Here is a 22,336-nt window from a genome sequence, read left to right as displayed (position 1 = left end):
CCTTCGTCGAATACGTTCAGGCTCGCGGCGCCCGGGCGGGCGCGGGACATTAAGGTCTGAGGCCGATATAGGGCGGCTGTGTCGTCAGGATGGCACGCCGCGGGCGCCAGGCAACCGTAGGCCCGCGTTTTGGCGATCAGCGTCACCAGAAGATGAGTCCGGAAGGATCAGCATGCCCCTGAACAACCGCATCGCCGACGCGCAGGACGAGATCGCCGGCTGGCGTCGCCATCTCCACGCCAACCCGGAGATCCTCTACGAGGTGCACGACACGGCCGCCTTCGTGGCGGCCAAGCTTCGGGACTTCGGCTGCGATGCGGTGACGACGGGGATCGGGCGCACCGGCGTCGTCGGCCTCGTGCACGGGCGCACGGGCGCGGGCGGACGGGTCGTCGGGTTCCGCGCCGACATGGACGCGCTGCCGATCGTGGAGGAGACGGGCGCGCCCCACGCCTCGACGCGGGCCGGCGCCATGCATGCCTGCGGCCATGACGGGCACACGGCCATGCTGCTGGGCGCCGCGCGCGCGCTCTGCGAGACGCGCGCCTTCGAGGGCACGGTGGCGCTGATCTTCCAGCCCGCCGAGGAAGGCGGGGCCGGGGCCAAGGCCATGCTCGACGACGGGCTCCTCTCCATCGCCCCGCTCTCGTCGGTCTACGGCATGCACAATCTGCCGGGCCTGCCGGTCGGCCGTTTCGCCATGAAACACGGGCCCATCATGGCCTCGACGGACGAGTTCGCGCTGACCATCGGCGGGCGCGGCGGCCATGCCGCCCTGCCCCACCAGACGGTGGACCCGATCGTGACGGGCGCCGCGCTGGTCTCCGCCCTGCAGGGCATCGTTTCCCGCAGCGCCGACCCGCTCCTCTCGCTGGTCGTCTCGGTGACGCAGTTCCATGCGGGCTTCGCCCACAACATCATTCCCGACACAGCCATCGTCTCGGGCACGGTCCGCTCGCTCTCGGCCGAGATGCGGGAACTTGCCGAGCGCCGCATCCGCGAGATCGCCGCGGGCATCGGCGCCGCGCACGGCGCGCGCATCGCGGTGGACTACGACCGCAACTATCCCGTCACCTTCAATCACGGGCGCGAGACGGACATCTGCGCGGATGTCGCCGCCGAGATCGTCGGCGAGGCCGCGGTCAACCGGGCGGCCGCGCCGCTGATGGCGGGCGAGGACTTCTCCTACATGCTGGAGGCGGTGCCCGGCGCCTACATCTTCGTCGGCAACGGGGCGACCGCGAACCTCCACTCGCCGACCTACGATTTCAGCGACGAGGCGATCGCCTACGGCTCGTCCTTCTGGCTGCGCCTCGCCGAGCGCGCGCTCGCGGCCTGACGGGCACGCCCTTCCCGTTCCCGCTAGGCACCCGCCGGCGCCAGCGCCTCGCCGCGTTCGACGGGCGCGCTGATGCGCCGGTGGGCGCCGGCCTCCGCGACATGCTCCAGGCCCGCGCCCGTCCAGCGCAGGAGTTCCAGCCGCCCGTCATGGCGTTCGACGACGGCGGTGGCGTTCTCGATCCAGTCGCCGCAATTGATGTAGTCGACGCCGTCCTCGTCCTGGATGCCGGCGACGTGGAGATGGCCGCAGACGACGCCGTCGCAGCCCTTCTCCCGCGCCGCGCGGGCGAGCGCCGCCGGAAAGCCCTCGTGCTGGCCGGCCAGGCGCCGCACGACCTGCGCGGCCGCCGCCGCCAGCGAGAAGCGCGGCGGCCTGTCGCCGCGCCGCCGCCGCGCCGCCCGGCCGAGATAGAGCGCCAGATCGTAGAGGCGGTCGCCGACATGGGCGAGCATCGGCGCGCGCGTCACGATCCAGTCGAAGGCGTCGCCGTGCAGCACGAGGAGGCGCCGGCCGTCCGCGGTCTCGTGCACCGCCTCGTTCCGCACCTCGACGGAACCGAGGCGATGGGGCAGCGGCAGCGCCCGCAGGAAACTGTCGTGATTGCCCGGCAAATAGACGACCCGGCGCCCGGACAAGGCGCGCGCGAGAAGCCGCTCGGTCACGCCGTGATGCTCGTCCGGCCAGTGCCAGCGGCGGCGCAGGCGCCATTCGTCCACCACGTCCCCGACGAGGTAGATCGTCTCCGCCTCGCAGGCGTCGAGAAAGGCGCATAAGCGGCCCGCCTGAGCGGCCCGCGATCCCAGATGCAGGTCCGAGAGGAAGAGCGTGCGCACGCGCAGCGTTGCGGTTTCGTCCGCGCGAGGCTGGGAGAGGGAGCGATTCACGGGGGCGACGATACACGCGGGGCGAGCCGCCAGCCAGAGCGGCGCCAAGATCCGCGGCCCCCGTCGGCCGCCCCGCCGCCCCCGGCACAGCTCTTGAACCGGCACGGATTAACCGCTAGGCAAACCCCGTCCGGCCGCGCGCCGGGCGCACGACATGGCATGTCCACGTAGCTCAGCAGGATAGAGCACAGGATTCCTAGGAAATTGGGCGCTGCGAGGGGAAACCGCGCAGCGGATTCGCTCAAAGTCGGGGAAAGCTTCGCCGGATCGACCGGCATGCCGATCCCGAGCCAAGCCGGCCCTTCGGCCGGAAGGTGTAGAGACTGGACGGGCGACGCCTAAGGGTCTTCGGACCGATGGCGAAGGGACAGTCCAGACCACGAACGCTCGAGGGCGGCGGCGAAAGCCGAAGTGGTATGAATCCTGGGGTCGGGGGTTCGAATCCCTCCGTGGACACCATTTCACTCGTAATTCAAACGGCTTATGGGCGGGCCGGCCGCGCGCTCGGGCGCCTCGCCGGCCTTGGCGCGAGGCGGGCCTTCGGCGATCGGCGGACGCCGCCGCTCAGGCGCTGCCTTCGGCCGGGGACCTGGCGAAGGAGAGGTCGTCGCGGATGCGGGTGAGGACGCCGACGAAGGCCCTGGCGAAGCCGTAGAAGCGCTCGCCGACCTCCTGGCGCTCGGGCACCCGGATCGTGACGCCCTCGGCGTCGAGAACGGCGAAGACGATACGCTCGCGCGCGCCGCCGGGGATGCGGATCGCGGCGATGCGCGAGGCGTCCTCGATGGAGCCGTCGGCCGGCATGTCGAAGAGGATCTCGCCGCCGATCACGCTCGCCGCCTGGCGCACGCAGTCCTCGAAACCCTGCTCCTGCGGGTCGTGCAGGTCGAGCGCGAGTTCGAACTCCACCGCTTCCAAGGCGCCGCCGGCATGGTGCGCCGCGCCGTTCCGTTCCTCGATCCGCATGCCCGTCCCCCGAAAATCCGTCGCAAAGGCCAGCATTCCCGGCTCAAGAGGCCGAACTGTGGCAAGTTCTACACAAGGTGTCGCGAAAACGCCCGGCGCGCCGCCCGCGCTCTTGCTGGACAAAGCGGTCGCAGACCCCGACATTGCGGCCGACGCGCAGGGAGACGCGGCAGGACAGGCAGACCATTCGGGAGGACGTGCATGCAAGGACTGATGCAGGACTGGCCGCTTCTGTGCTCGAAGGTCATCGACCATGCGAGCGCCTACCATCCCCGGCGCGAGGTCGTCTCGCGCTCGGTCGAGGGGCCGATCCACCGCACCAACTACCGGGAGGTCCGCGGGCGCGCGCTGCGCATCGCCAAGCGCCTGGAGGCGGAGGGCATCGTGCTCGGCGACCGCGTGGCGACCATGGCCTGGAACACCTGGCGACACCTGGAATGCTGGTACGGCATCACCGGCATCGGCGCGATCTACCACACGCTGAACCCGCGGCTCTTTCCCGAACAGATCGCCTGGATCATGAACGACGCGGAGGACCGCCTCCTCTTTGTCGATCTCACCTTCCTGCCGCTGGTCGAGAAGCTCGCGACGCAGGTGCCGAGCCTGAAGCGGATCGTCGTCCTGACCGATGCCGCCCACATGCCGCAGACCAGCCTTGCCGGCGCCGTGCCCTACGAGGAATGGCTGGCGGAGGCCGACGAGGACTTCGCCTGGAAGAGCTTCGAGGAAACGACGGCGGCGGGAATCTGCTACACGTCGGGCACGACGGGCAACCCGAAGGGCGTCCTCTACAGCCACCGTTCCAACCTCCTTCATTCGATGATGGCGCTGCAGGCCGACGCGATGGGCGTCTCCTCGCGCGACCGCATCCTGCCCATCGTGCCGCTCTTCCACGCCAATGGCTGGGGCCTCGCCTTCACCGCGCCGATGATCGGGGCCGGGCTCGTGATGCCGGGCGCGCGGATGGACGGGGCCTCGGTCTACGAGCTCCTGCGCAGCGAGAAGGTGACCTTCTCGGCCGCCGTCCCCACCGTCTGGCTGATGCTGCTGCAGCATCTGGAAAAGGAGGGCGGCGACCTGCCGGACCTCGAAAAGGTCGTGATCGGCGGGGCGGCCTGCCCGCGCGTCGTCACCCAGAAGTTCCAGGACAATTACGGCGTGAAGGTCATCCACGCCTGGGGCATGACCGAGATGAGCCCGCTCGGCACGCTCTGCACCATCAAGCCCGAATATGCCGACCTCACCGGCGAGGCGCTGCTCGACATCGAGGAGACGCAGGGCCACCCGCCCTTCGGCGTGGAGATGAAGGTGACGGACGACGAGGGCGTGGAGCGCCCGTGGGACGGGGCGACCTTCGGGCGCCTGAAGGTGCGCGGGCCGTCCGTGGCGAAATCCTACTACAAGGGCATCGGCGCGGAGATGTTCGACGCCGAGGGCTGGTTCGACACGGGCGACGTCGCCCATATCGACCCGCACGGCTACCTGCAGATCACCGACCGCTCCAAGGACGTCATCAAGTCGGGCGGCGAGTGGATCTCCTCCATCGATCTCGAGAACATCGCGGTCGGCCATCCCGACGTCGCGGAGGCGGCCGTGATCGGGCTCGCCCATCCCAAATGGGACGAGCGCCCGCTGCTCGTCGTGGTGCCCAAGGAGGGCCGCTCGCCGACCAAGGCGGAGATCCTCGCCTTCATGGAGGGCAAGGTCGCCAAATGGTGGATGCCCGACGACGTGGCCTTCGTGGAGGAAATCCCCCATACGGCGACCGGCAAGATCAAGAAGACGACGCTGCGCGAGCAGTTCGCCGACTTCCGCCTGCCGACGGCCTGACGGGTCGGGCGCCCGACGGGAGCCTTCGCGCGGCGCGGCGGTGGAGCGACGGGCGCCGCCGCGCTATGAAGGGCGGAGCACTCTCGTCAGGTTCCCCATGAAACCCGCCTCCCTCAGACTTCCCGGCACCGGCCACTACCTGCGCGGCCGCCTCGGCCTCGCGCGGCCGGCGCGGGCGGGGGCGGTCTTCGCCCTTCTCCTCATCCTCGTCGCCATCCTCTCCTTCCGGCTCGGCATCCTGGAGGCGCGGCCTCTGGTCTGGGCGCTGGTGCTGGCGGGAGGCATCGCCGCGCTCGCCGCGCTGGTCGCGCTCGGCGGTCTCGTTCGCGCCTGGTTCACCGGCGCGCTCGGCGCGGGCGCGGCGCTCGGCGCCCTCGTCCTGTCGCTTCTCGCCCTCCTGCCCTTCGGCCTCGCCGGCTGGCTCGCCAGCGTCAACCCGCCGGTGGCGAGCGCGCAGACTGAGGGCTTCGCCGCCGCGCCGTCCGACGCAGCGCTCGTCTCCGGCCGCCGCTTCAGCGCGGCGGCGCCGGACGTCTACGCGGCCGCCCGCGTCGCCCTGAAGGGCACGGGCTGGGCCGTCGAGGAGGTGGCGACGCGCGAGAGCGAGGCACCCGACGCGCTCGCTGGCGGCGATCTCGGCGTGAGCGGCACGGTGGCGATCCCGCTGCCGACGCCGCGCGCGGCGATCGACGCGCGCGCCGGCGCCGACCCGCTGGAGCGCCCCGATTCCACAGCCTACCGCATCGAAGCCGTGGCGCGCGACCTGCTCTTCGCGCTGCCGAGCGACGTGACGATCCGCATCCTGCAGGAGGGCGGCGAGACCTTCGTGGATCTCTCCTCCGCCTCGCGTGGCCTCGATCTCGACTTCGGCCAGAACCGCCGCTTCATCGAGGGCTTTCTCGCCCGGCTGGACGAGGCGGTGACGACGCTGGAGACAGTGCCGACCGGCGACTGAGACCCGCTCCGTCAGGCCGGCTCGAACGAGAGCGGCCCGCCCGGCGGATCGCGCCGCAGGACGCGGCCGCGCGCCTCGAGGTCGCTGAGATGGGCGAGGACTGAAAGGCCCGCCGCGCCGACGAGATTGGGGTCGAGCCCGCGATAGATGGCCGCGACGATCTGCGCGAGCGTCCGGTCGCCGGCCGACAGCCGCTCCAGGATCGCCGCCTCGCGCATGCGCCGATGGGCCCGCAGCCCCCGCACGAAGGCCGAGGGCCGCCTCACCGGCCCGCCATGGCCGGGCAGATAGAGGCTGTCGGACCGTGCCAGAAGCGTGTCGAGCGATGCCATATAGGCCTGCATCGACCCGTCGGGCGGCGCCACGACCGAGGTCGACCAGGCCATGACGTGGTCGCCCGAGAGGAGGACGCCCTCCCCGCCCACGGCGAAGGCCACGTGGTCGGCGGCATGGCCGGGCGTGGCGATGGCGCAGATGTCGAGGCCGCCGAAGCGCGCCGTCCACCCGTCGGAGAGTTCGGCGTCGAAGACGAGGCCGCGGTCGAGCGCGGCGTCGAGCGAGGGCGCGCCGTCGACGATCTCGCCCTGCGGCGCGTGGAAGGCTCGCGCTCCGAGGACGGGCGCGCCCGTCGCCGCGCGCAGCCGCGGCACCAGCGCGGTGTGGTCGCGATGGGTGTGGGTGAGAAGGATCGCCTCGACGCGCCGCCCGCCCACGGCCGAAAGCAGCGCCTCGAGATGGGCGGCGTCCTCCGGGCCGGGATCGACGATCGCCACCGCGTCCTCGCCCACGACGTAGGAATTGGTGCCGTGGAAGGTGAAGGGCCCGCCATTGGCGGCGGTGACGCGCAGGATACCGGGCGCTGCGCAAACGCTCCGCCCGTGGGCGGGCTCGAAATGGCGGTCGAGATCGAGGCTCATCGGTCTGGCCTACACGGCGCGGCGCGGCTTGGCGAGCGCGCGGCCGAGCCCTTTGCCCGCGACCGAGCTTCGCGTTGCAGGCCGGATCGCGACCGGCTATAGGCATCGGCGTCGAAGCCGGCGCTGATGGGGCGTAGCCAAGCGGTAAGGCAGCGGTTTTTGGTACCGCCATTCGCAGGTTCGATCCCTGCCGCCCCAGCCATGCCGCATCGCCCAGCCGACGACGCGGCGCGGGCCGTTCCTCAACGCGACCTCCGCCCTCCCGAACTCCGGGCCGGCGCCGCGAAGGCTGGCTAGCGCGAGGACGGCGCGCGGGAAGGCTTACCCGTCACGATTGGTCAAGTTTTAAACGCTACATCTCGTCAGAGACCCTTACGTCATGGGAGATCCGCGTGCGCCTTACCGTATCCCGCAAGCTCGCGCTCTACATCGCGTCCGCCCTCGTCGTCGCCGTGGTCGCGCTGAGCGCCCAGGTCTGGACGCAGCGCCAGCAGCTCTGGATCGACCGGCAGGAGATGCTGAAGTCGCAGGTCGACGCGGTCGTGGCGCTCCTCGCCGATCTCGACGGCCGCGTGAAGAGCGGCGCGCTGACGCTCCAGGCCGCGCAGGACGTCGCCCGCGCCTCGATCCGCCCCATGCGCTTCGGCAACAACGAGTATTTCTTCGGCTACGACGCGGCGGGCAACCGCATGATCTTCCCCGACCAGAAGGAGGAGGGGAAGAACGTCATGGAGAAGAAGGACCCGAACGGCGTCTACATGGTCCGCGAGATGATCGAGAACGGGCGCAACGGCGGGGCCTATACCCATTACGCGACCGTGAAGCTGAACGAGACCGTGCCGTCTCCGAAGATGGCCTTCTCGCGCACCTTCGAGCCTTGGGGCTGGACGATCGGCACCGGCATCTACACGGACGGCATGCAGGCGGTGCTGCTGCGCCGTTCGATCGATGCGGGCCTCTGGGGTTCGGCGCTCGTGGTGATCCTGGCCGCCGGCGGCTGGTATCTCGGGCGCGCCATCACGCGTCCGCTGAAGGACGCCTCGCGCTTCGCCGAGGCCATCGGCTCGGGCGATCTCACGCACCGCGTCGAGGCCAGGGGCACGGACGAGATCGCCGATCTCCTTCGCTCGATGAACGCCATGACCGCCAAGCTCTCGGGCATCGTGACGAATGTCATCGGCTCGGCCAACGAAGTGTCCTCGGGCTCGCAGCAGTCGGCGGCGACCGCCGACCAGCTGTCCTCGGGCTCGACCGAGCAGGCGGCGGCCTCCGAGCAGGCCTCGGCCGCGATCGAGGAGATGACGGCGAACGTGCGCCAGAACGCCGACAACGCGACCCAGACCGAGAAGATCGCCGCGCAGGCCTCGACCAGTGCTGCGGGCAGCGGCGAAGCCGTCTCGCGTTCCGTCGAGGCCATCCGCACGATCGCCGACAAGATCCGCGTCATCCAGGAGATCGCTCGCCAGACCGACCTCCTGGCGCTGAATGCGGCCATCGAGGCGGCGCGCGCGGGGTCGCACGGCAAGGGCTTCGCGGTGGTCGCATCGGAAGTGCGCAAGCTCGCCGAGCGCTCGCAGCAGGCGGCGATGGAAATCAGCACCCTGTCGAGCGAGACCCTGCAGACATCCGAGCAGGCGGGCGAGATGCTCACGCGCCTCGTGCCGGAGATCCAGCGCACGGCCGAGCTCGTCTCGGAGATTTCCGCCGCGTGCCGCGAACAGTCGATCGGCATCGAGCAGATCAACCAGGCGATCAACCAGCTCGACCAGGTCACGCAGGCCAATGCCGGCGCCTCCAACCAGATGGCGGCGACCGCCGGCCAGCTGTCGGAGGAAGCGGTGCGGCTGAAGGAGAGCGCGGCCTTCTTCAAGGTCGGGACGGGCGCCGTCCACGTCCCGCACGCCCCCGCCCCCGCGCAGGTCCCCGCCGCGGCGCCCGCGCGCGCGCAGGACATCGCGGGCCTTCAGGCGCGCGTCCAGGCCTTCGGCCGCTCGCGCTCGGCGCCGGCGGACGATGCGGAGTTCGAGCGCATCAGCGCCTGACGACGGGCGCAGGCTCCGGCAGACGCGAGGCGAAAGACCGGGCCCGGCGCCGAGTGGCCGCCGGGCTTTCCCGTCCGCGGGCCTCTCAGCTGTCCTGGCGCCGCGAGCGGCCCTTGAGGGCGCGGTTGGCGCGGATCGCCGACTGCGCGGCGGCAAGGCGCGCGATCGGCACGCGGAAGGGCGAGCAGGAAACGTAGTCGAGGCCGGTCTGCTCGAAGAAGGCGATGGAGGCGGGATCGCCCCCCTGCTCGCCGCAGACGCCGAGCGAGATGTCCGGCTTGGTGCGCCGCGCCTTCTCCACCGCGATGGCGATCAGTTCGCCGACGCCGTCGACATCGACCGTCGTGAACGGGTCGCGCTCCACGATGCCCTGGCGCATGTAGGTGGAGAGGAAGTTCGCCGCGTCGTCGCGCGAGATGCCGAAGACCATCTGCGTGAGATCGTTGGTGCCGAAGGAGAAGAAGTCGGCGACCTCGGCGATCGTGTCGGCGCGCACCACGGCCCGCGGCAGCTCGATCATCGTGCCGACGAGATAGTCGACGCTGCGCCCCCGCTCGGCGGTGACGAGGCGGTGGACGTGGTCGATGCGCGCCTTGACGAAGTCGAGCTCCTTTCGAAGCCCGACGAGCGGCACCATGATCTCGGGCACGACGGCCTTGCCCGTCGCGTCGCCCGCCTCGATCGCCGCCTCGAAGATGGCGCGGGCCTGCACCTCCACGATCTCGGGATAGGAGATGGCGAGGCGGCAGCCGCGATGGCCGAGCATCGGGTTGAATTCCGACAGGGCCGCAACGCGCTGGGCGACGAGTTCGGCGCCGATCTCCAGCATGGCGGCCGTCTCGGCGATCTCGCTCTCGCCCTTGGGCAGGAACTCGTGCAACGGCGGGTCGAGAAGGCGGATCATGACGGGAAGGCCCGCCATGATCTCGAAGAGCTCGACGAAGTCGGAGCGCTGGTAGGGCAGGAGCTTGGCCAGCGCCTCGCGCCGGCCCGCCTCGTCGGGCGCCAGGATCATCTCGCGCATGGCGCGGATGCGCTCGCCCTCGAAGAACATATGCTCGGTGCGGCACAGGCCGATGCCCTCGGCGCCGAAGGCGCGGGCCGACCGCGCCTCGTGCGGCGTCTCGGCATTGGTGCGCACGCCCATGCGCCGGGCCCGGTCGGCGAACTCCATCAGCGTCGCGAAGTCGCCCGTCAGCGCCGGGCGCATCAGCTTCACGGCGCCGTCGATCACCTCGCCGGAGGAGCCGTCGATGGTGATGCGGTCGCCCGCCTTCAGGACGCGCGCGCCCGCATGCAGCGTCTGCGTCTCGGTGTTGAGGCGCAGCGAGCCGACGCCGGTCACGCAGGGCTTGCCGATGCCGCGCGCCACCACCGCCGCGTGGCTCGTGGTGCCGCCGCGGATGGTCAGGACGCCCTCGGCCACATGCATGCCGTGGATGTCCTCGGGCGTCGTCTCGCTGCGCACCAGGATCACCGCCCGCCCCTCGGCGGAGACGGCCTGCGCGCGCTCGGCGGAGAAGACGATCTCGCCGCTCGCGGCCCCCGGCGAGGCCGGCATGCCGCGGCCCAGCACCACGAGGTCGGGCCCGCGCTCGATGGTGGGATGCAGCAGTTCGTCGAGCGAGGCGGGGTCGATGCGCAGGATCGCCTCCTCCTCGCCGATCATCCCCTCGCCCACCAGCTCGACCGCGATGCGCACCGCCTCGCCGGCGCTGCGCCGCGCCACGCGCGACTGCATGAGGAAGAGTTCGCCGTCGCCGACCATGAAGTCGACCTCGACCGCGTCGCCGACATGGGCCTCGAGCCGGCGCACATGGGCGGTCAGCTCCGCGAGGTCGGCGGGAAACTCGCCCGCGCGCCCGTTGGCGAGATCGGCGAGATCGAGGCGGCGCGGCATGACGCCGATGGCCGCGCCCGCGCCCGTGCCGAGGCCGAACTCGCCGGTGACGCGGCTGATGCCGCTGCGAAGGTCGCGCGAGAAGGCGCGGCCCGTGCCGGACTTGGCATTGCGCTCGTTGAAGATCATCGCATGGGCGGTGACCGCGAGCCCGGCGCTTTCGGGAATGCCGTGGAGATGGCGATGGGCCATGGCGACGGGGTTGCGCCAGGAGCGGAAGCTCGCCTCCACGACGTCCATGAACTGCTCGAGCGGGGTCTGCGGCACGACGGAGCCGAGCTCCTCCTCCACGAAGGCGTGGAAGCGGCCGATCAGCGCGCGCCAGCCGGCGACGTCGCCGGGCTCGGTCTCCCAGCCCTTCTCCTCCTGCTCGCGGTCGGCGATCTCCTCGAAATCGCTGGGATCGGCGCCGAGGACGAGGCCGGCATAGCTTTCGATGAAGCGGCGGTAGCTGCGATAGGCGAAGGCGGCGTCGCTGAGCTCGGCGGCGAGCACGTCGACCGTGCGGTCGTTGAGGCCGAGATCGAGGACGGTCTCGGCGACGCCCGGCATCTGCGCCCGCGCGCTGGTGCGCACGGCGAGCAGAAGCGGGCGCTCGTCGCCGTCGAAGCGCCGGCCGGTCACGCCCTCGAGCCATTCGATGCCGTCGCGGATGTCGCCGCGCAGGGTCGGCGGCAGGCCCTCGCCCTTGGCGCCCGCCTCGCGCCAGGCGGAGGTGGCGATGGTGAAGCCGGGCGGCACCGGCAGGTCGAGCGAAGCCAGGAGCGCGAGATTGGCGCCCTTCAGTCCCAGCGCCTCGGCGGCGTCGGCCGTGCGGTCGGCGGCGCCGCGCCGGAACGTGAAGATGCGCTTGGGCATGGGACGGCCGGGTTCCTCTCGAAGGCGCGGCCCGGCCGGGCGGCCGGGCTCCCTCGTCCTAGAAGAAATCCCGCCCGCCGCCAATTGTTGCATTGCGAAGAAACGGCGGGGCGGCCCGCCCTTCCCCAGCCCGTTCCGGACCGAAGGCTCAGCGCGCCTTGTCGATGATGGCGCCCATCTGGGCGGCCGACATCTCGCCGGCGAACTTCTGGCCGTTGATGAAGAAGGTCGGGGTCGCGTCGACGCCGAACTCGCTCTGACCCTTTTCCTGCACCGCGACGACCTTGGACTGCAGGTCCTTGTCGTTCAGGCAGGCGGCGAACTGCTCCTGGTTCATGCCGGCGAGCTTGGCGATGTTGAGCAGGGCGACGGAAGCGTTCTCGGCCCGGGCCCAGGTGTCCTGCTGGTCGAAGAGGACGTCCACCATGGCGGTGCGCTTGGCGTCGTCGCCGGTGCAGCGGGCCAGCATGAAGGCGGCCAGCGCGCGCGGGTCGAAGGGGAATTCGCGCAGGATCAGCTTGGCCTTGCCCGTGTCGAGATAGTCCTTCTTCAGCGTCGGATAGGTCTCCTCGTGGAAGGTGGCGCAGTGGCTGCAGGTCATCGAGGCGTATTCGACGATGGTCACCGGCGCGTCGGGATTGCCGATGACGACGTCCTTCAGCGGCTGCTCGGCCATCAGCTTGGCGACGTCGACGGTGGCGCTCGGCTCGGGCACGGTCACGTCCGCCGCCGGGGCGGCCGCCGGGGCGCTTGTCGTCGCGCTCGTCGCCGGGGCGCCGGTCGCGGGCGTCTCGGCCTGCGCGAAGGCGGGCGCCGACAGGGCCAGGAGGCTCGCGCCGGCAAGGGCGGCCAGCGTCAGGCGGAACGAGGCGCGGGGCGTCGCGGCGATGGCATTCTGGCGCATGGATGGACCTTCTGGCGAAACGACATTCGGGTTGCCGCCCAGCGAATAGGCCAAGATTGTGTCGAATCCAACGCCTCGCGGGCGGCGCACGCGATGGTGAGGGGTCGGAGCTCAGCCCTTGGCGCGGCGGATCGTCGCCTCCGCGAAGGCGCTCAGCGCGGCGCGGAGCTTCGGATCCTCGACATTGGCCACCATGGCGGCGATGCGGGCGACGTCGCCCTTGTCGAGCGTGCCGAGCGCGGGCTTGCGGCTCGGGCGGATCTCGGCGACCGGCTTCTGCACGATCTTGATGCGCTCGACCGCGCGATAGCCGAAGAAGGCGTTGACGCGCGCCACAAGCTCGGACGTCTCGTGCGACAGGCGCAGCGCCGAGGCGCCTTCGCAGGCGACGACGAGCGTGGCCGGCTGGAACCGCTCCTCCTCGCCCGCCCGCACCGGGGGCCAGACGAGCTTTTCGGGCCGCGTCACCCCTTCGAGCCGCGCGCCGGCCACTTCCGCCCAGGCCGCGATCAGCCCGACCGTCATCCCCGCCTTGCGCCGCAGGATGGGGTCGAGGATCGTGCCGGCGAGATCGGCGACCGGGCTCGGGGCGCGCGGGGGCCGGGCCATCAGGGCGTGCCCGTCCGGGCGCCGGCGGGGAAGGCGGCGGCGAGCGTCGCGATCGACAGGACGAACACGGTGTCGAGAATGTCGTGGAACAGCATGATGTTGCTGAGGCCCGGCAGGACGAAGGCGATCAGGAGAATGAGGGCGAAGGCCAGCCTGTCGGCGCCGCCCGGCCGGCGACGGCCGTAGAGCGCGACGACGAGCGGGGCGCACAGGAGCGCGAAGAGCGCGAGGAGACCGGCCAGACCGCCGGCCACCGCCACGGTGAGCACGATATTGTGGAGATGGCTGAAGGAGAAGCCGGTGAAGACGCCGGGCTCCAGAAAGGGCGCGACGCCCGTCCACAGGCCGCTCATGCCGTAGCCGAGCAAGGGAGCGGCCAGGAAGGCGCGGATCGAGGCCTCGTACATCGTCCAGCGCAGGCTGAGCGAGGTGGAGACCTGGTTGTCGGCCATCAGAAGCTCGAACTCGCTGCGGAACAGCGCGATGCGGCCGAAGACGGGCGGCAGGGCGAGCGTGACGACGGCGGCCAGGAGCGCGGCCAGCCCGAGCGCCAGGGCGATGCGGCGGCGCGACGAAAGGCCGCCCAGGAGCGAGACGAGCACCCGGCGCCGGCGATAGGCGGCGACGAGCAGGACGAGCGGCAGCGCCGGCCAGGCGCCGCGCATGCCCGTGAGCACCACGGCGAAGGACGCCCCGGCCGCGCCCGCGACGGCCAGAAGCGTGCGCGGCGACAGCGCCCGCTCGCCGATGCCCAGAAGCGCCAGACCGGCCGTCAGCAGCGCCACGATCGACAGCGGCCCCGGATTGCCGGACAGGGCCTGGACGCGGGGGGCGCCCGAGAGAAGCTCGGCGAGGACGACGGGCCCCAGCAGCGTGCCGCCGATCCCGGCGCCCAGGAACACCGCGGGCATGATGTCGGCGGGGGCCGTGACGCGCATGCGCGGCACGAGGAAGAGCGGCATGACGTAGGGCAGGAGCGCCAGGACGTTCCAGACCGCGTCGCGGGCGGGGTTCAGCGCGAGGTCGATGGCGGAGAGGACGGCGAAGAAGGCGAGGCTCGAAAGGACGATCGGGCCGCCGTAGCGCCCGAAGGACAGGGGAAAGCGGCGCAGGACGAGAGAGATGAGCGCCCAGGAGGCGAGAAGGATCATCGTCACCGACAGAGCCGAGCCGGCGAGCGGCACCATGGCGAAGAGGAGCACGAATGCGACGCGATTGCGCCTCGCAATGTCCTCGAGCGGCGGATAGAGGAGCGCGTATCCGGCGCCTCCCGCCGGCGCCGCGATGCGGCCGCCGTCCTTTGCCTCGACCTCGTCAAGCCCGCTCATGAACGCCCCTCGCCCATTCTCGCAAGGCCTCCTGGCCTGGTACGACGCCCATGCCAGGCCCCTGCCGTGGCGCGTGCCGCCGGCCGGTATCCGGGCGGGCGAGCGCCCCGATCCCTACCGCGTCTGGCTGTCGGAGATCATGCTCCAGCAGACCACCGTGGCGGCGGTGAAATCCTACTTCGAACGCTTCGTCAATCGCTGGCCGCGGGTCGAGGATCTGGCCGGGGCCCCGGTCGAGGCGGTGATGGGGGAATGGGCGGGCCTTGGCTACTACGCAAGAGCCCGCAATCTCCACGCCTGCGCCAAGGCGGTGACGGAGCGCCACGGCGGGCGCTTTCCGCGGACGGCCGAGGCGCTGCGCGCGCTTCCGGGAATCGGCGAATACACGTCGGCCGCCATCGCCTCCATCGCCTTCGGCGAGGCCGCGGCCGTCGTCGACGGCAATGTCGAGCGCGTCGTCACCCGCCGCTTCGCCATCGAGACGCCGGTGCTCAAGGCCCGCCCGCTCATCCGCGCGCAGGTGGCCGCGCTGACGCCGGCGGACCGGCCGGGCGACTTCGCGCAGGGCATGATGGATCTCGGCGCCACGATCTGCACGCCGCGCTCGCCCGCCTGCATCCTGTGCCCGGTGCGCGAGGGCTGCGCGGCGGGCGCGGCGGGCACGGCCGAGCGCTATCCGGTGAAAGCCCCGAAGGCGGCCAAGCCCGCGCGGCGCGGGGCGGCCTTCGTCGCCGTGCGCCCGGCCGACGGCGCCGTGTGGCTCGCCCGGCGCCCGGACGAGGGCATGCTCGGCGGCATGTGCGGCCCGCCGACCAGCGCCTGGAGCGCGAGGGCCGACGGCGCGACGGACGCGGCCGCCGCCCCCTTTCCCGCCGCCTGGCGGCCGGCCGGCAGCGTCGCCCACGGCTTCACGCATTTCGACCTGACGCTGAAGGTCTGGCGCGCCGATCTCGACGAGACGCCCCCCGGCGAGGGCTGGTGGTCCTCGCCGAACGCCATCACGCAGGAGGCGCTGCCGACCTTGATGAGGAAGGCCATCGCGACAGGTCTGGGGACGGGCGCGGCGCCAAGTGCACCGCGCGGGCGGCGGAGAGGGCCATGATCGAGCATGTCGTCTTCGACATCGGGCGCGTCCTGATCGCGTGGGATCCGCATCTCGCCTATCGCGATTCCCTGCCGGACCCGTCGGAGCGCACCGCGTTCCTCACCGAGATCTGCTCGCCCGCCTGGAACCACGAACAGGATCGCGGCCGGCCCTGGAAGGCGGCGGAGGCCGAGCTGGTGGCGCGCCATCCCGACCGCGAGGCGCTGATCCGGCTCTACCGCGCCAATTGGCTGGCGATGGTGCCGCACGCCTTCGAGGAGAGCGTCGCCATCCTGCGCGCGCTCGCGGCGGGCGGGACGGACGTGACGCTCCTCACCAATTTCGCGCCCGACACGTTCGCGGAGGCCGAGCGTCGCTTTCCCGTGCTGCGCGAGACGCGCGGCGTCACCGTCTCGGGCCGCGTCGGCCTCGTGAAGCCGGACCGGGCGATCTTCGACCTCCACGCGGCACGCTTCGGCCTCGACCCGGCCGCCACGCTCTTCGTCGACGACAGTCCCGCCAATGTCGCGGGAGCCATCGCGGCGGGCTGGCAGGCCGTGCCCTTCACCGACGCGGCAAGCCTTCGCCGGGATCTCGAGGCCCGCGGGCTCGATCCCGGCGGGCCGGCCTGAAGCGTCAGGCGCCGGCGACGGCGAGGCGGTTGCGGATTTCCTGGCGCAGCTCGTCGATCGGGCGAAGGCCGCCCTTGTTGCCGGGCACGTGCCAGAAGGTCCAGCCGTTGCAGGCGTCGAGCCCCTGCACCTTGGCGCCGATGCGGTGGATCGAGGCGATCTCGCCGCCGCCGTAGATCGTGCCGTCGGCGCGAACCTCGGCCGTGTAGCGCCGGCGCGCGTCGGTGAGCTCGGTGCCCGGCTTCACGAGGCCGGCGTCGAGGAGGCTGGCGAAGGGCACGCGCGGCTCGGCGCGCTTGGTGGTCGGCACGGTCAGGACGTCGTCGGGAAGGGTCTGCACGGCGTCGATGCGCGCCTGCGCCACCGCGATATAGTCGCTCTCGCGCTCCATGCCGACGAAGTGCCGGCCGAGGCGCTTGGCGACGGCCCCGGTCGTGCCGGTGCCGAAGAACGGGTCGAGCACCACGTCGCCGGGCTTGGTCGAGGAGAGGATGACGCGGGCGAGCAGCGCCTCGGGCTTCTGCGTCGGATGCGCCTTCTTGCCGTCCTCGCCCTTCAGCCGCTCGCCGCCCGAGCAGATCGGGAAGAGCCAGTCGGAGCGCATCTGCAGGTCGTCGTTGGCCGCCTTCAGCGTGTCGTAGTTGAACGTGTAGCCCTTGGCGTCCTTGTCGCGCGAGGCCCAGATCATCGTCTCGTGCGCGTTCTGGAACCGCCGGCCGCGGAAGTTCGGCATCGGGTTGGTCTTGCGCCAGACGACGTCGTTGAGCAGCCAGAAGCCCAGATCCTGCATCTTGGCGCCGACGCGGAAGATGTTGTGATAGGAGCCGATGACCCAGATCGTGCCGTTGGGCTTGAGCACGCGGCGCGCGGCGAGCAGCCAGGCGCGGGTGAAGGCGTCGTAGGCCTCGAAACTGTCGAACTGGTCCCAGGCGTCGTCGACGGCGTCGACCTTGGACTGGTCGGGCCGCATCAGGTCGCCGCCGAGCTGGAGGTTGTAGGGCGGGTCGGCGAAGATCGCGTCGACCGAGTTCGCCGGCATCATCGACATCTTGGCCACGCAGTCGCCCTTGTGGATCCTGTCGAGCCAGGGGGCCAGCCCGCCGACCGCCTCGCTGCGCAAACCCGAAACCCGCGAACTCGCCATGACACCACCATCAACGCTGCTACCCATGGGCGTCATGGTTACCGAACAGGGTAAACAAGTGATGAAATCGCCGCTTTATCCGGCGCGCCGCTTCGTGATACCGCCCGGCCGGGCCCCGGCCGTCCCGCCGCCGCCGCCCTGGAAGACAAGCCCGGAGCCTTCATGAACGCGCCCCTTCTCGCCATCTTCGACTGCGACGGCGTCCTCGTCGATTCCGAGATCATCGCGGCCGAGGTCCAGGCCGAGCTCCTGGCCGCCGAGGGGATCGAGATGGAGGCCGCCGAGATCGGCGCGCGCTTCGCGGGCCTGACCTGGCCGACGATCCTCGCCCGCCTCTCGGAGGAGAACGAGCACGTCTTCCCGAAGGACTTCCAGGCGCGCGTCGACAAGCGGCTGGACGAGCGCCTGTCTTCCGAGGTCGAGGAGATCGCGGGCGTCCACGAGATGCTGGACGAGCTCGACCTGCCGCGCTGCATCTGTTCCAACTCGACCTCGGCGCGCCTGGAGATGGTGCTCGACCGCACCGGCCTGTGGGACCGCTTCCGGCCCTATGTGATGAGCGCGGTGGAGATCGGCACGAAGAAGGGCAAGCCGGCGCCCGACGTCTTCCTGCACGCCTGCGGCGAGTTCGGTGTGGAGCCGGGCCGTGCCGTCGTGATCGAGGATTCGGTGCACGGGGTCGCCGGCGCCGTCGCCGCCGGCTGCCGGGTCGTCGGCTTCACCGGCGGGCGCCACACCTATCCGGGCCACGCCGAGGCGCTGTCGGAGGCGGGCGCCGTGACGGTCATCAAGCGCCTGCGCGACTATCCCGCCACGATCGCGGCGCTCGCCGAATGGGAAGACGCCTGAGGCGTCTTCCCGGCCGGTCCCCGAGGGCGGAGCGGAACCGTCAGCGCGCGTCCGAGCGCAGCTGCGCGCCGGCCGGCGCCGGCCCCTCGTCGAAGCCCGCGAAGATGGTGACATTGCGCTGGGTCGGCTGCGGCAGCGAGATGGCGCGGTCGACATAGAGGAAGGTGCCGGGCGCGGCGCCCTTCGTCACGGTCACCGAGACCGAGCCGAGCTTGGAATAGACGACGTCCTGCCCGACGAGGATGGCGACGCGGATCGGCAGCTTCACCGCGCCGTTGCGCGCGGCGACCCCCGGCACGACCTGGCCCTTTATGCCGACCTCGAGCCGCAGCTGGCCGTCGACGACGCGGCAGTCGCGCGTCGCGTCGGTGACGGAGGCGACATAGGCCTGGCGCTCGCCCTCCATCTTGGTGAGGATCGCGGTGCCCTCGCGCAGCGTCACGGTCGGGCAGTAGGCGGCTTCCTGCACGGTGGCGGGCTGGGGCGCGGGGGCCGAGCCCAGCGAATCGGGCGCCGGGCCGGTGTTGGAACTCGTGCAGGCGGCGAGAAAGAGGGCGCTTCCGGCGAAGGCGGCAATGCGCGGGGCTGTCACCATAGGCATGGGGTGCGTCTTCCTTTATGGTCGCGCCGGGCTGTATATCAGTCTCTTGGCGGGAACGCGACGGAGCGATGTCACCGGGGAGGCCGGCCCGCCGCCAGAGCGTAAGGTGGACGTGACGTGAGATATGTGAGTTCGCGTGGAGAGGCTCCGGTCCTCAGCTTCGCCGATGCGCTTCTGGCCGGCCTTGCCAGCGACGGCGGCCTCTACCTGCCGCAGTCCTGGCCGCAGATCTCGCAGGAGACGATGCGCGGCTTTCGCGGCGCGCCCTATGCGAGCGTGGCCTTCGAGATCCTGTCGCCCTTCGTCGGCGACGACATCCCGGCCGAGCGCCTGAAGGCGATGATCGGGGAGGCCTACGCCACCTTCCCCCATCCCGCCGTCGCCCCGCTCGTGCAGATCGGGCCGAACCACTACCTCATGGAACTCTTCCACGGGCCGACGCTCGCCTTCAAGGACGTGGCGATGCAGCTCATCGCGCGGCTGATGGACCATGTCCTGGCCGAGCGCGGGCGCCGCGCGACGATCGTGGGCGCCACCTCCGGCGACACGGGGGGCGCGGCCATCGCCGCCTTCTCCGCCTCCCGGCGCACCGACATGGTCATCCTCTTTCCGCATGGCCGCGTCTCGCCGGTGCAGCAGCGCCAGATGACGACCTCGGGCGCGCACAATGTCCATGCCGTCGCCCTCGACGGCACGTTCGACGACTGCCAGGCGCTGGTGAAGGGCATGTTCAACGACCGCGCCTTCCGCGAGGCGACGGCGCTGTCGGGCGTGAACTCGATCAACTGGGGCCGGATCATGGCCCAGATCGTCTACTATTTCACCGCCGCCGCCAGCCTCGGCGCGCCGGAGCGCCAGGTTTCCTTCACCGTGCCGACCGGCAATTTCGGCGACGTGTTCGCCGGCTACGCCGCCAAGCGCATGGGCCTGCCGATCGACCGGCTGGTGATCGCCACCAACGAGAACGACATCCTCGTTCGCACCCTGAACGAGGGCCGCTACGAGACGCTCGGCGTCTCGGCGACCATGTCGCCCTCGATGGACATCCAGGTCTCGTCCAATTTCGAGCGCCTCCTCTTCGAGGGCAACGGGCGCGACGGGGCCGCCATCCGGCGCCTGATGCAGCAGCTCGGCCAGGGCGGCGGGTTCACGCTCGAGGCCGCGATGCTCGACACGATCCGGGCCGAGTTCGACGCGGGCGCCTGCGACGAGGCGGAGACGGCGGCGACCATCGCACGCGTCCTCGACACGACCTCCTACCTTCTCGATCCGCACACGGCGGTGGGCGTGGCGGTCGCCGAGCGCCATCTGGGCGCCTCGCCCATGGTCACGCTCGCCACCGCCCATCCCGCCAAGTTCCCCGCGGCCGTCGAGAAGGCGAGCGGCCATTCGCCCGCCCTCCCCGCCTCGCACGAGGGGCTGATGGAGAGGGCGGAGGTCTTCGACCGCCTTCCGAACGACCTGAAAGCGGTCGAGACCTACATCATGGAGCGCTCCCAGGCGGTCCGTCTGGGAGCCACGGCATGAGCGTCGAGATCACCCGGCTGTCCAACGGCATGACCATCGCCACCGAGTCGATGCCGCATCTGGAGAGCGCGGCGCTCGGCGTCTGGGTGAAGGCGGGGGCGCGCGACGAGACGGCGCAGGAGCACGGCATCGCCCATCTCCTGGAGCATATGGCCTTCAAGGGCACGGCCAGCCGCGACGCGCGCCAGATCGCCGAGGCGATCGAGGACGTGGGCGGCGAGCTGAACGCGGCGACGAGCGTGGAGACGACCTCCTACTACGCCCGCGTGATGAAGGACGACGTGCCGCTGGCGCTCGACATCCTGACCGACATCCTCACCGATTCGCTCTTCGACGCCGAGGAACTGGAGCGCGAGAGCCACGTCATCCTGCAGGAGATCGGCGCGGCCGAGGACACGCCGGACGACATCGTCTTCGACCATTTCCAGGAAGCGGCCTTCCGCGACCAGATCATCGGCCGCCCCATCCTCGGCACGCGCGAGAGCGTGAAGGGCTTCACGCCCGGCCAGCTGCGCGGCTATCTGGCGCGCACCTACACGCCCGAGCGCATGTTCGTCTCGGCGGCCGGCAACGTCTCCCACCAGGCGATCGTCGACCAGGTGAGCGCGGTCTTCGGCTGCCAGGCGGGCGGCATGCCGCTCGTCGGCGCGCAGGGGCGCCAGCCGGCGACCTATAGCGGCGGCGAGTTCCGCCAGGACCGCGACCTGATGGACGCGCAGATGGTGCTCGGCTTCGAGGGCCGGGCCCATTACGCGCGCGACTTCTACGCCAGCCAGGTCCTGTCGCTGATCCTGGGCGGGGGCATGTCCTCGCGCCTCTTCCAGGAGATCCGCGAGAAGCGCGGCCTGTGCTATTCGATCTACTCCTTCCACTGGAGCTTCGCCGATACCGGGATCTTCGGCATCCATGCCGCGACCGGCGAGGAGGAGCTCGCCGAGCTCGCCCCCGTCATCGTCGACGAGCTGATGCGGGTGACGCAGGAGATCGGCGAGGGGGAGGTGACGCGGGCCCGCGCCCAGATGCGCGCCAGCCTCCTGATGAGCCAGGAGAGCCCCGCCTCGCGCGCCGGCCAGATCGCCCGCCAGCTGATGTTCAACGGCGCCACGATCTCCAACGAGGAGCTGATGGACCGCCTCTCGGCGATCACCCCGCAGCGCCTGTCGGAGCTTGCCGGCCGCATCTTCCTCGGCGGCAGGCCGACGCTCGCGGCCATCGGCCCGCTCGGCCACCTGCCCGCCCTCGACCATCTGGGCGCCCGCTTCGGCCTGACGGAGCGGACGGCCGAGGGCGGACCGGACGGCGCGCACAGGGTCGCCGCGCATCGCTGACGGGCGCCATGGGCTTCCTCGACCGTCTCTCCGGCGCGAGCCTTCCGGCCCTCTCCGGGGAGGGCATTCTCCTGCGCATGCCACGCTCCTCCGACTTCCCGTCCTGGGCGGCGCTGCGCCGCGAGAGCCGCGAGTTCCTGCGCCCCTGGGAGCCGGCCTGGACGACGGACGAGCTGACGCGCGAGGCCTATGCGCTGCGCCTGCGCCGCTACCGGCTCGATGCGCGCGAGCGCACCGGCTACACGTTCTTCCTCTTCGACCCGGACGGCACGCTTTTGGGCGGGACAACCGTCGGCCAGATCCGGCGCGGGGTCGCGCAGAGCTGCACGCTCGGCTACTGGATGGGAGAACGCTTCGCGGGCCGGGGTTTCATGACGAGAGCCGTCGAGACGCTGAAACCCTTCGTCTTCGACGTGGAGGGCCTGCACCGCGTCGAAGCGGCCTGCCTGCCCTCCAACGCGCGCTCGATCGCGCTCCTCGAGAAGTCCGGTTTCACCCGCGAGGGACATTTGCGGCAATATCTGAAGATCGCCGGGCGCTGGGAGGACCACTACCTCTACGCCCTGCTCGCCGAAGAATGGTCGCGTTCGCGGCCCAGTGAACGCCTCGCGGCGAAGGCCGCCCGATGATGCCGCG

General features: G+C 71.1%; 19 protein-coding genes and 1 tRNA gene. 11 read left to right on the top strand and 9 right to left on the bottom strand.

Annotated elements, in window-relative coordinates:
• Nucleotides 1-172 precede the first annotated feature (172 nt).
• On the top strand, nucleotides 173-1,339 hold the full coding sequence (locus tag ASG48_RS01195) for a M20 aminoacylase family protein (protein ID WP_055844040.1): 1,167 nt from the start codon (nucleotides 173-175) through the stop codon (nucleotides 1,337-1,339).
• A 23-nt stretch (nucleotides 1,340-1,362) separates the two neighbouring features.
• Here the strand turns inward: ASG48_RS01195 and ASG48_RS01190 are convergent, their stop codons facing one another.
• Nucleotides 1,363-2,175, bottom strand: a complete 813-nt coding sequence (locus tag ASG48_RS01190; protein WP_244486679.1) for a UDP-2,3-diacylglucosamine diphosphatase — start codon at nucleotides 2,173-2,175, stop codon at nucleotides 1,363-1,365.
• 615 nt (nucleotides 2,176-2,790) lie between these two features.
• Entirely contained in the window at nucleotides 2,791-3,192 is a 402-nt protein-coding gene (locus tag ASG48_RS01185; protein WP_055844038.1) for a hypothetical protein, read from the bottom strand.
• 201 nt (nucleotides 3,193-3,393) lie between these two features.
• Here ASG48_RS01185 and ASG48_RS01180 point away from each other — a divergent pair, with 201 nt between their 5' ends.
• On the top strand, nucleotides 3,394-5,022 hold the full coding sequence (locus ASG48_RS01180; protein WP_055844036.1) for a long-chain-fatty-acid--CoA ligase: 1,629 nt from the start codon (nucleotides 3,394-3,396) through the stop codon (nucleotides 5,020-5,022).
• Nucleotides 5,023-5,119: 97 nt separating this feature from the next.
• The gene (locus ASG48_RS01175) at nucleotides 5,120-5,977 is read left to right on the top strand and encodes a DUF1499 domain-containing protein (RefSeq protein WP_055844034.1); all 858 of its coding nucleotides are present in this window, start codon (nucleotides 5,120-5,122) and stop codon (nucleotides 5,975-5,977) included.
• 11 nt (nucleotides 5,978-5,988) lie between these two features.
• Here ASG48_RS01175 and ASG48_RS01170 read toward each other — a convergent pair whose 3' ends face one another.
• The gene (locus ASG48_RS01170) at nucleotides 5,989-6,894 is read right to left on the bottom strand and encodes an MBL fold metallo-hydrolase (RefSeq protein WP_055844032.1); all 906 of its coding nucleotides are present in this window, start codon (nucleotides 6,892-6,894) and stop codon (nucleotides 5,989-5,991) included.
• Nucleotides 6,895-7,021: 127 nt separating this feature from the next.
• On the opposite strand from ASG48_RS01170, the gene ASG48_RS01165 reads away from it, so the two are divergent.
• Both ASG48_RS01165 and ASG48_RS01160 read left to right on the top strand, forming a co-directional pair.
• A tRNA-Gln gene (locus ASG48_RS01165) sits at nucleotides 7,022-7,096 on the top strand.
• A gap of 190 nt (nucleotides 7,097-7,286) precedes the next feature.
• Nucleotides 7,287-8,936 (top strand): methyl-accepting chemotaxis protein, encoded by a 1,650-nt coding sequence (locus ASG48_RS01160; protein WP_055844030.1) that lies wholly within the window; start codon nucleotides 7,287-7,289, stop codon nucleotides 8,934-8,936.
• Nucleotides 8,937-9,021: 85 nt separating this feature from the next.
• On the opposite strand, the gene ppdK is transcribed toward ASG48_RS01160, so the two are convergent.
• From ppdK to ASG48_RS01140, 4 genes are all read right to left on the bottom strand, one after another.
• Nucleotides 9,022-11,694, bottom strand: coding sequence for a pyruvate, phosphate dikinase (gene ppdK, locus ASG48_RS01155; RefSeq protein ID WP_055844023.1), 2,673 nt, complete (start codon nucleotides 11,692-11,694; stop codon nucleotides 9,022-9,024).
• 148 nt (nucleotides 11,695-11,842) lie between these two features.
• The gene (locus ASG48_RS01150) at nucleotides 11,843-12,598 is read right to left on the bottom strand and encodes a DsbA family protein (RefSeq protein ID WP_055844021.1); all 756 of its coding nucleotides are present in this window, start codon (nucleotides 12,596-12,598) and stop codon (nucleotides 11,843-11,845) included.
• Between the two features lie 111 nt (nucleotides 12,599-12,709).
• A complete protein-coding gene (locus ASG48_RS01145; protein ID WP_055844019.1) occupies nucleotides 12,710-13,207 on the bottom strand; it encodes a DciA family protein in 498 nt (165 codons plus the stop codon).
• On the bottom strand, nucleotides 13,207-14,535 hold the full coding sequence (locus ASG48_RS01140; RefSeq protein ID WP_055844018.1) for an O-antigen ligase family protein: 1,329 nt from the start codon (nucleotides 14,533-14,535) through the stop codon (nucleotides 13,207-13,209). The genes ASG48_RS01145 and ASG48_RS01140 overlap by 1 nt, the downstream gene beginning before the upstream one ends.
• Here ASG48_RS01140 and mutY point away from each other — a divergent pair.
• On the top strand, nucleotides 14,534-15,637 hold the full coding sequence (gene mutY / locus ASG48_RS01135) for an A/G-specific adenine glycosylase (protein WP_055844016.1): 1,104 nt from the start codon (nucleotides 14,534-14,536) through the stop codon (nucleotides 15,635-15,637). The two genes, ASG48_RS01140 and mutY, sit on opposite strands and share 2 nt — an antisense overlap.
• Entirely contained in the window at nucleotides 15,634-16,251 is a 618-nt protein-coding gene (locus ASG48_RS01130; protein ID WP_055844014.1) for an HAD family phosphatase, read from the top strand. The genes mutY and ASG48_RS01130 overlap by 4 nt, the downstream gene beginning before the upstream one ends.
• A 4-nt stretch (nucleotides 16,252-16,255) precedes the next feature.
• Here ASG48_RS01130 and ASG48_RS01125 read toward each other — a convergent pair whose 3' ends face one another.
• On the bottom strand, nucleotides 16,256-17,395 hold the full coding sequence (locus tag ASG48_RS01125; RefSeq protein ID WP_055844013.1) for a site-specific DNA-methyltransferase: 1,140 nt from the start codon (nucleotides 17,393-17,395) through the stop codon (nucleotides 16,256-16,258).
• A gap of 162 nt (nucleotides 17,396-17,557) precedes the next feature.
• On the opposite strand from ASG48_RS01125, the gene ASG48_RS01120 reads away from it, so the two are divergent.
• Complete coding sequence (locus ASG48_RS01120) at nucleotides 17,558-18,244, top strand: HAD family phosphatase (RefSeq protein ID WP_055844011.1); 687 nt, start codon at nucleotides 17,558-17,560, stop codon at nucleotides 18,242-18,244.
• A 40-nt stretch (nucleotides 18,245-18,284) separates the two neighbouring features.
• Here ASG48_RS01120 and ASG48_RS01115 read toward each other — a convergent pair whose 3' ends face one another.
• Nucleotides 18,285-18,845 (bottom strand): hypothetical protein, encoded by a 561-nt coding sequence (locus ASG48_RS01115; protein WP_156381391.1) that lies wholly within the window; start codon nucleotides 18,843-18,845, stop codon nucleotides 18,285-18,287.
• Nucleotides 18,846-18,962: 117 nt separating this feature from the next.
• Here ASG48_RS01115 and thrC point away from each other — a divergent pair, with 117 nt between their 5' ends.
• From thrC to ASG48_RS01100, 3 genes are read left to right on the top strand one after another with little or no spacing between them, the layout of a single operon-like run.
• Nucleotides 18,963-20,372 (top strand): threonine synthase, encoded by a 1,410-nt coding sequence (thrC, locus tag ASG48_RS01110; RefSeq protein WP_055844007.1) that lies wholly within the window; start codon nucleotides 18,963-18,965, stop codon nucleotides 20,370-20,372.
• Nucleotides 20,369-21,700, top strand: a complete 1,332-nt coding sequence (locus ASG48_RS01105; protein ID WP_055844005.1) for a pitrilysin family protein — start codon at nucleotides 20,369-20,371, stop codon at nucleotides 21,698-21,700. Before thrC ends, ASG48_RS01105 begins: the two co-directional genes overlap by 4 nt.
• 8 nt (nucleotides 21,701-21,708) lie before the next feature.
• Nucleotides 21,709-22,329, top strand: a complete 621-nt coding sequence (locus tag ASG48_RS01100) for a GNAT family protein (protein WP_055843999.1) — start codon at nucleotides 21,709-21,711, stop codon at nucleotides 22,327-22,329.
• The last annotated feature ends 7 nt before the right edge of the window (nucleotides 22,330-22,336 follow it).

The organism is Aurantimonas sp. Leaf443 (genome assembly GCF_001425575.1).
GTDB lineage: Bacteria > Pseudomonadota > Alphaproteobacteria > Rhizobiales > Rhizobiaceae > Leaf443.
This window is presented reverse-complemented; position numbering and strand designations above follow the sequence as displayed.

Coding starts and splice junctions, on each gene's coding strand:
- ASG48_RS01195 (WP_055844040.1), top strand. CDS start 173: ATGCCCCTGAACAACCGCATCGCCGACGCGCAGGACGAGATCGCCGGC.
- ASG48_RS01185 (WP_055844038.1), bottom strand. CDS start 3,192: ATGCGGATCGAGGAACGGAACGGCGCGGCGCACCATGCCGGCGGCGCC.
- ASG48_RS01180 (WP_055844036.1), top strand. CDS start 3,394: ATGCAAGGACTGATGCAGGACTGGCCGCTTCTGTGCTCGAAGGTCATC.
- ASG48_RS01175 (WP_055844034.1), top strand. CDS start 5,120: ATGAAACCCGCCTCCCTCAGACTTCCCGGCACCGGCCACTACCTGCGC.
- ASG48_RS01170 (WP_055844032.1), bottom strand. CDS start 6,894: ATGAGCCTCGATCTCGACCGCCATTTCGAGCCCGCCCACGGGCGGAGC.
- ppdK (WP_055844023.1), bottom strand. CDS start 11,694: ATGCCCAAGCGCATCTTCACGTTCCGGCGCGGCGCCGCCGACCGCACG.
- ASG48_RS01150 (WP_055844021.1), bottom strand. CDS start 12,598: ATGCGCCAGAATGCCATCGCCGCGACGCCCCGCGCCTCGTTCCGCCTG.
- ASG48_RS01145 (WP_055844019.1), bottom strand. CDS start 13,207: ATGGCCCGGCCCCCGCGCGCCCCGAGCCCGGTCGCCGATCTCGCCGGC.
- mutY (WP_055844016.1), top strand. CDS start 14,534: ATGAACGCCCCTCGCCCATTCTCGCAAGGCCTCCTGGCCTGGTACGAC.
- ASG48_RS01140 (WP_055844018.1), bottom strand. CDS start 14,535: ATGAGCGGGCTTGACGAGGTCGAGGCAAAGGACGGCGGCCGCATCGCG.
- ASG48_RS01130 (WP_055844014.1), top strand. CDS start 15,634: ATGATCGAGCATGTCGTCTTCGACATCGGGCGCGTCCTGATCGCGTGG.
- ASG48_RS01125 (WP_055844013.1), bottom strand. CDS start 17,395: ATGGCGAGTTCGCGGGTTTCGGGTTTGCGCAGCGAGGCGGTCGGCGGG.
- ASG48_RS01120 (WP_055844011.1), top strand. CDS start 17,558: ATGAACGCGCCCCTTCTCGCCATCTTCGACTGCGACGGCGTCCTCGTC.
- ASG48_RS01115 (WP_156381391.1), bottom strand. CDS start 18,845: ATGCCTATGGTGACAGCCCCGCGCATTGCCGCCTTCGCCGGAAGCGCC.
- ASG48_RS01105 (WP_055844005.1), top strand. CDS start 20,369: ATGAGCGTCGAGATCACCCGGCTGTCCAACGGCATGACCATCGCCACC.
- ASG48_RS01100 (WP_055843999.1), top strand. CDS start 21,709: ATGGGCTTCCTCGACCGTCTCTCCGGCGCGAGCCTTCCGGCCCTCTCC.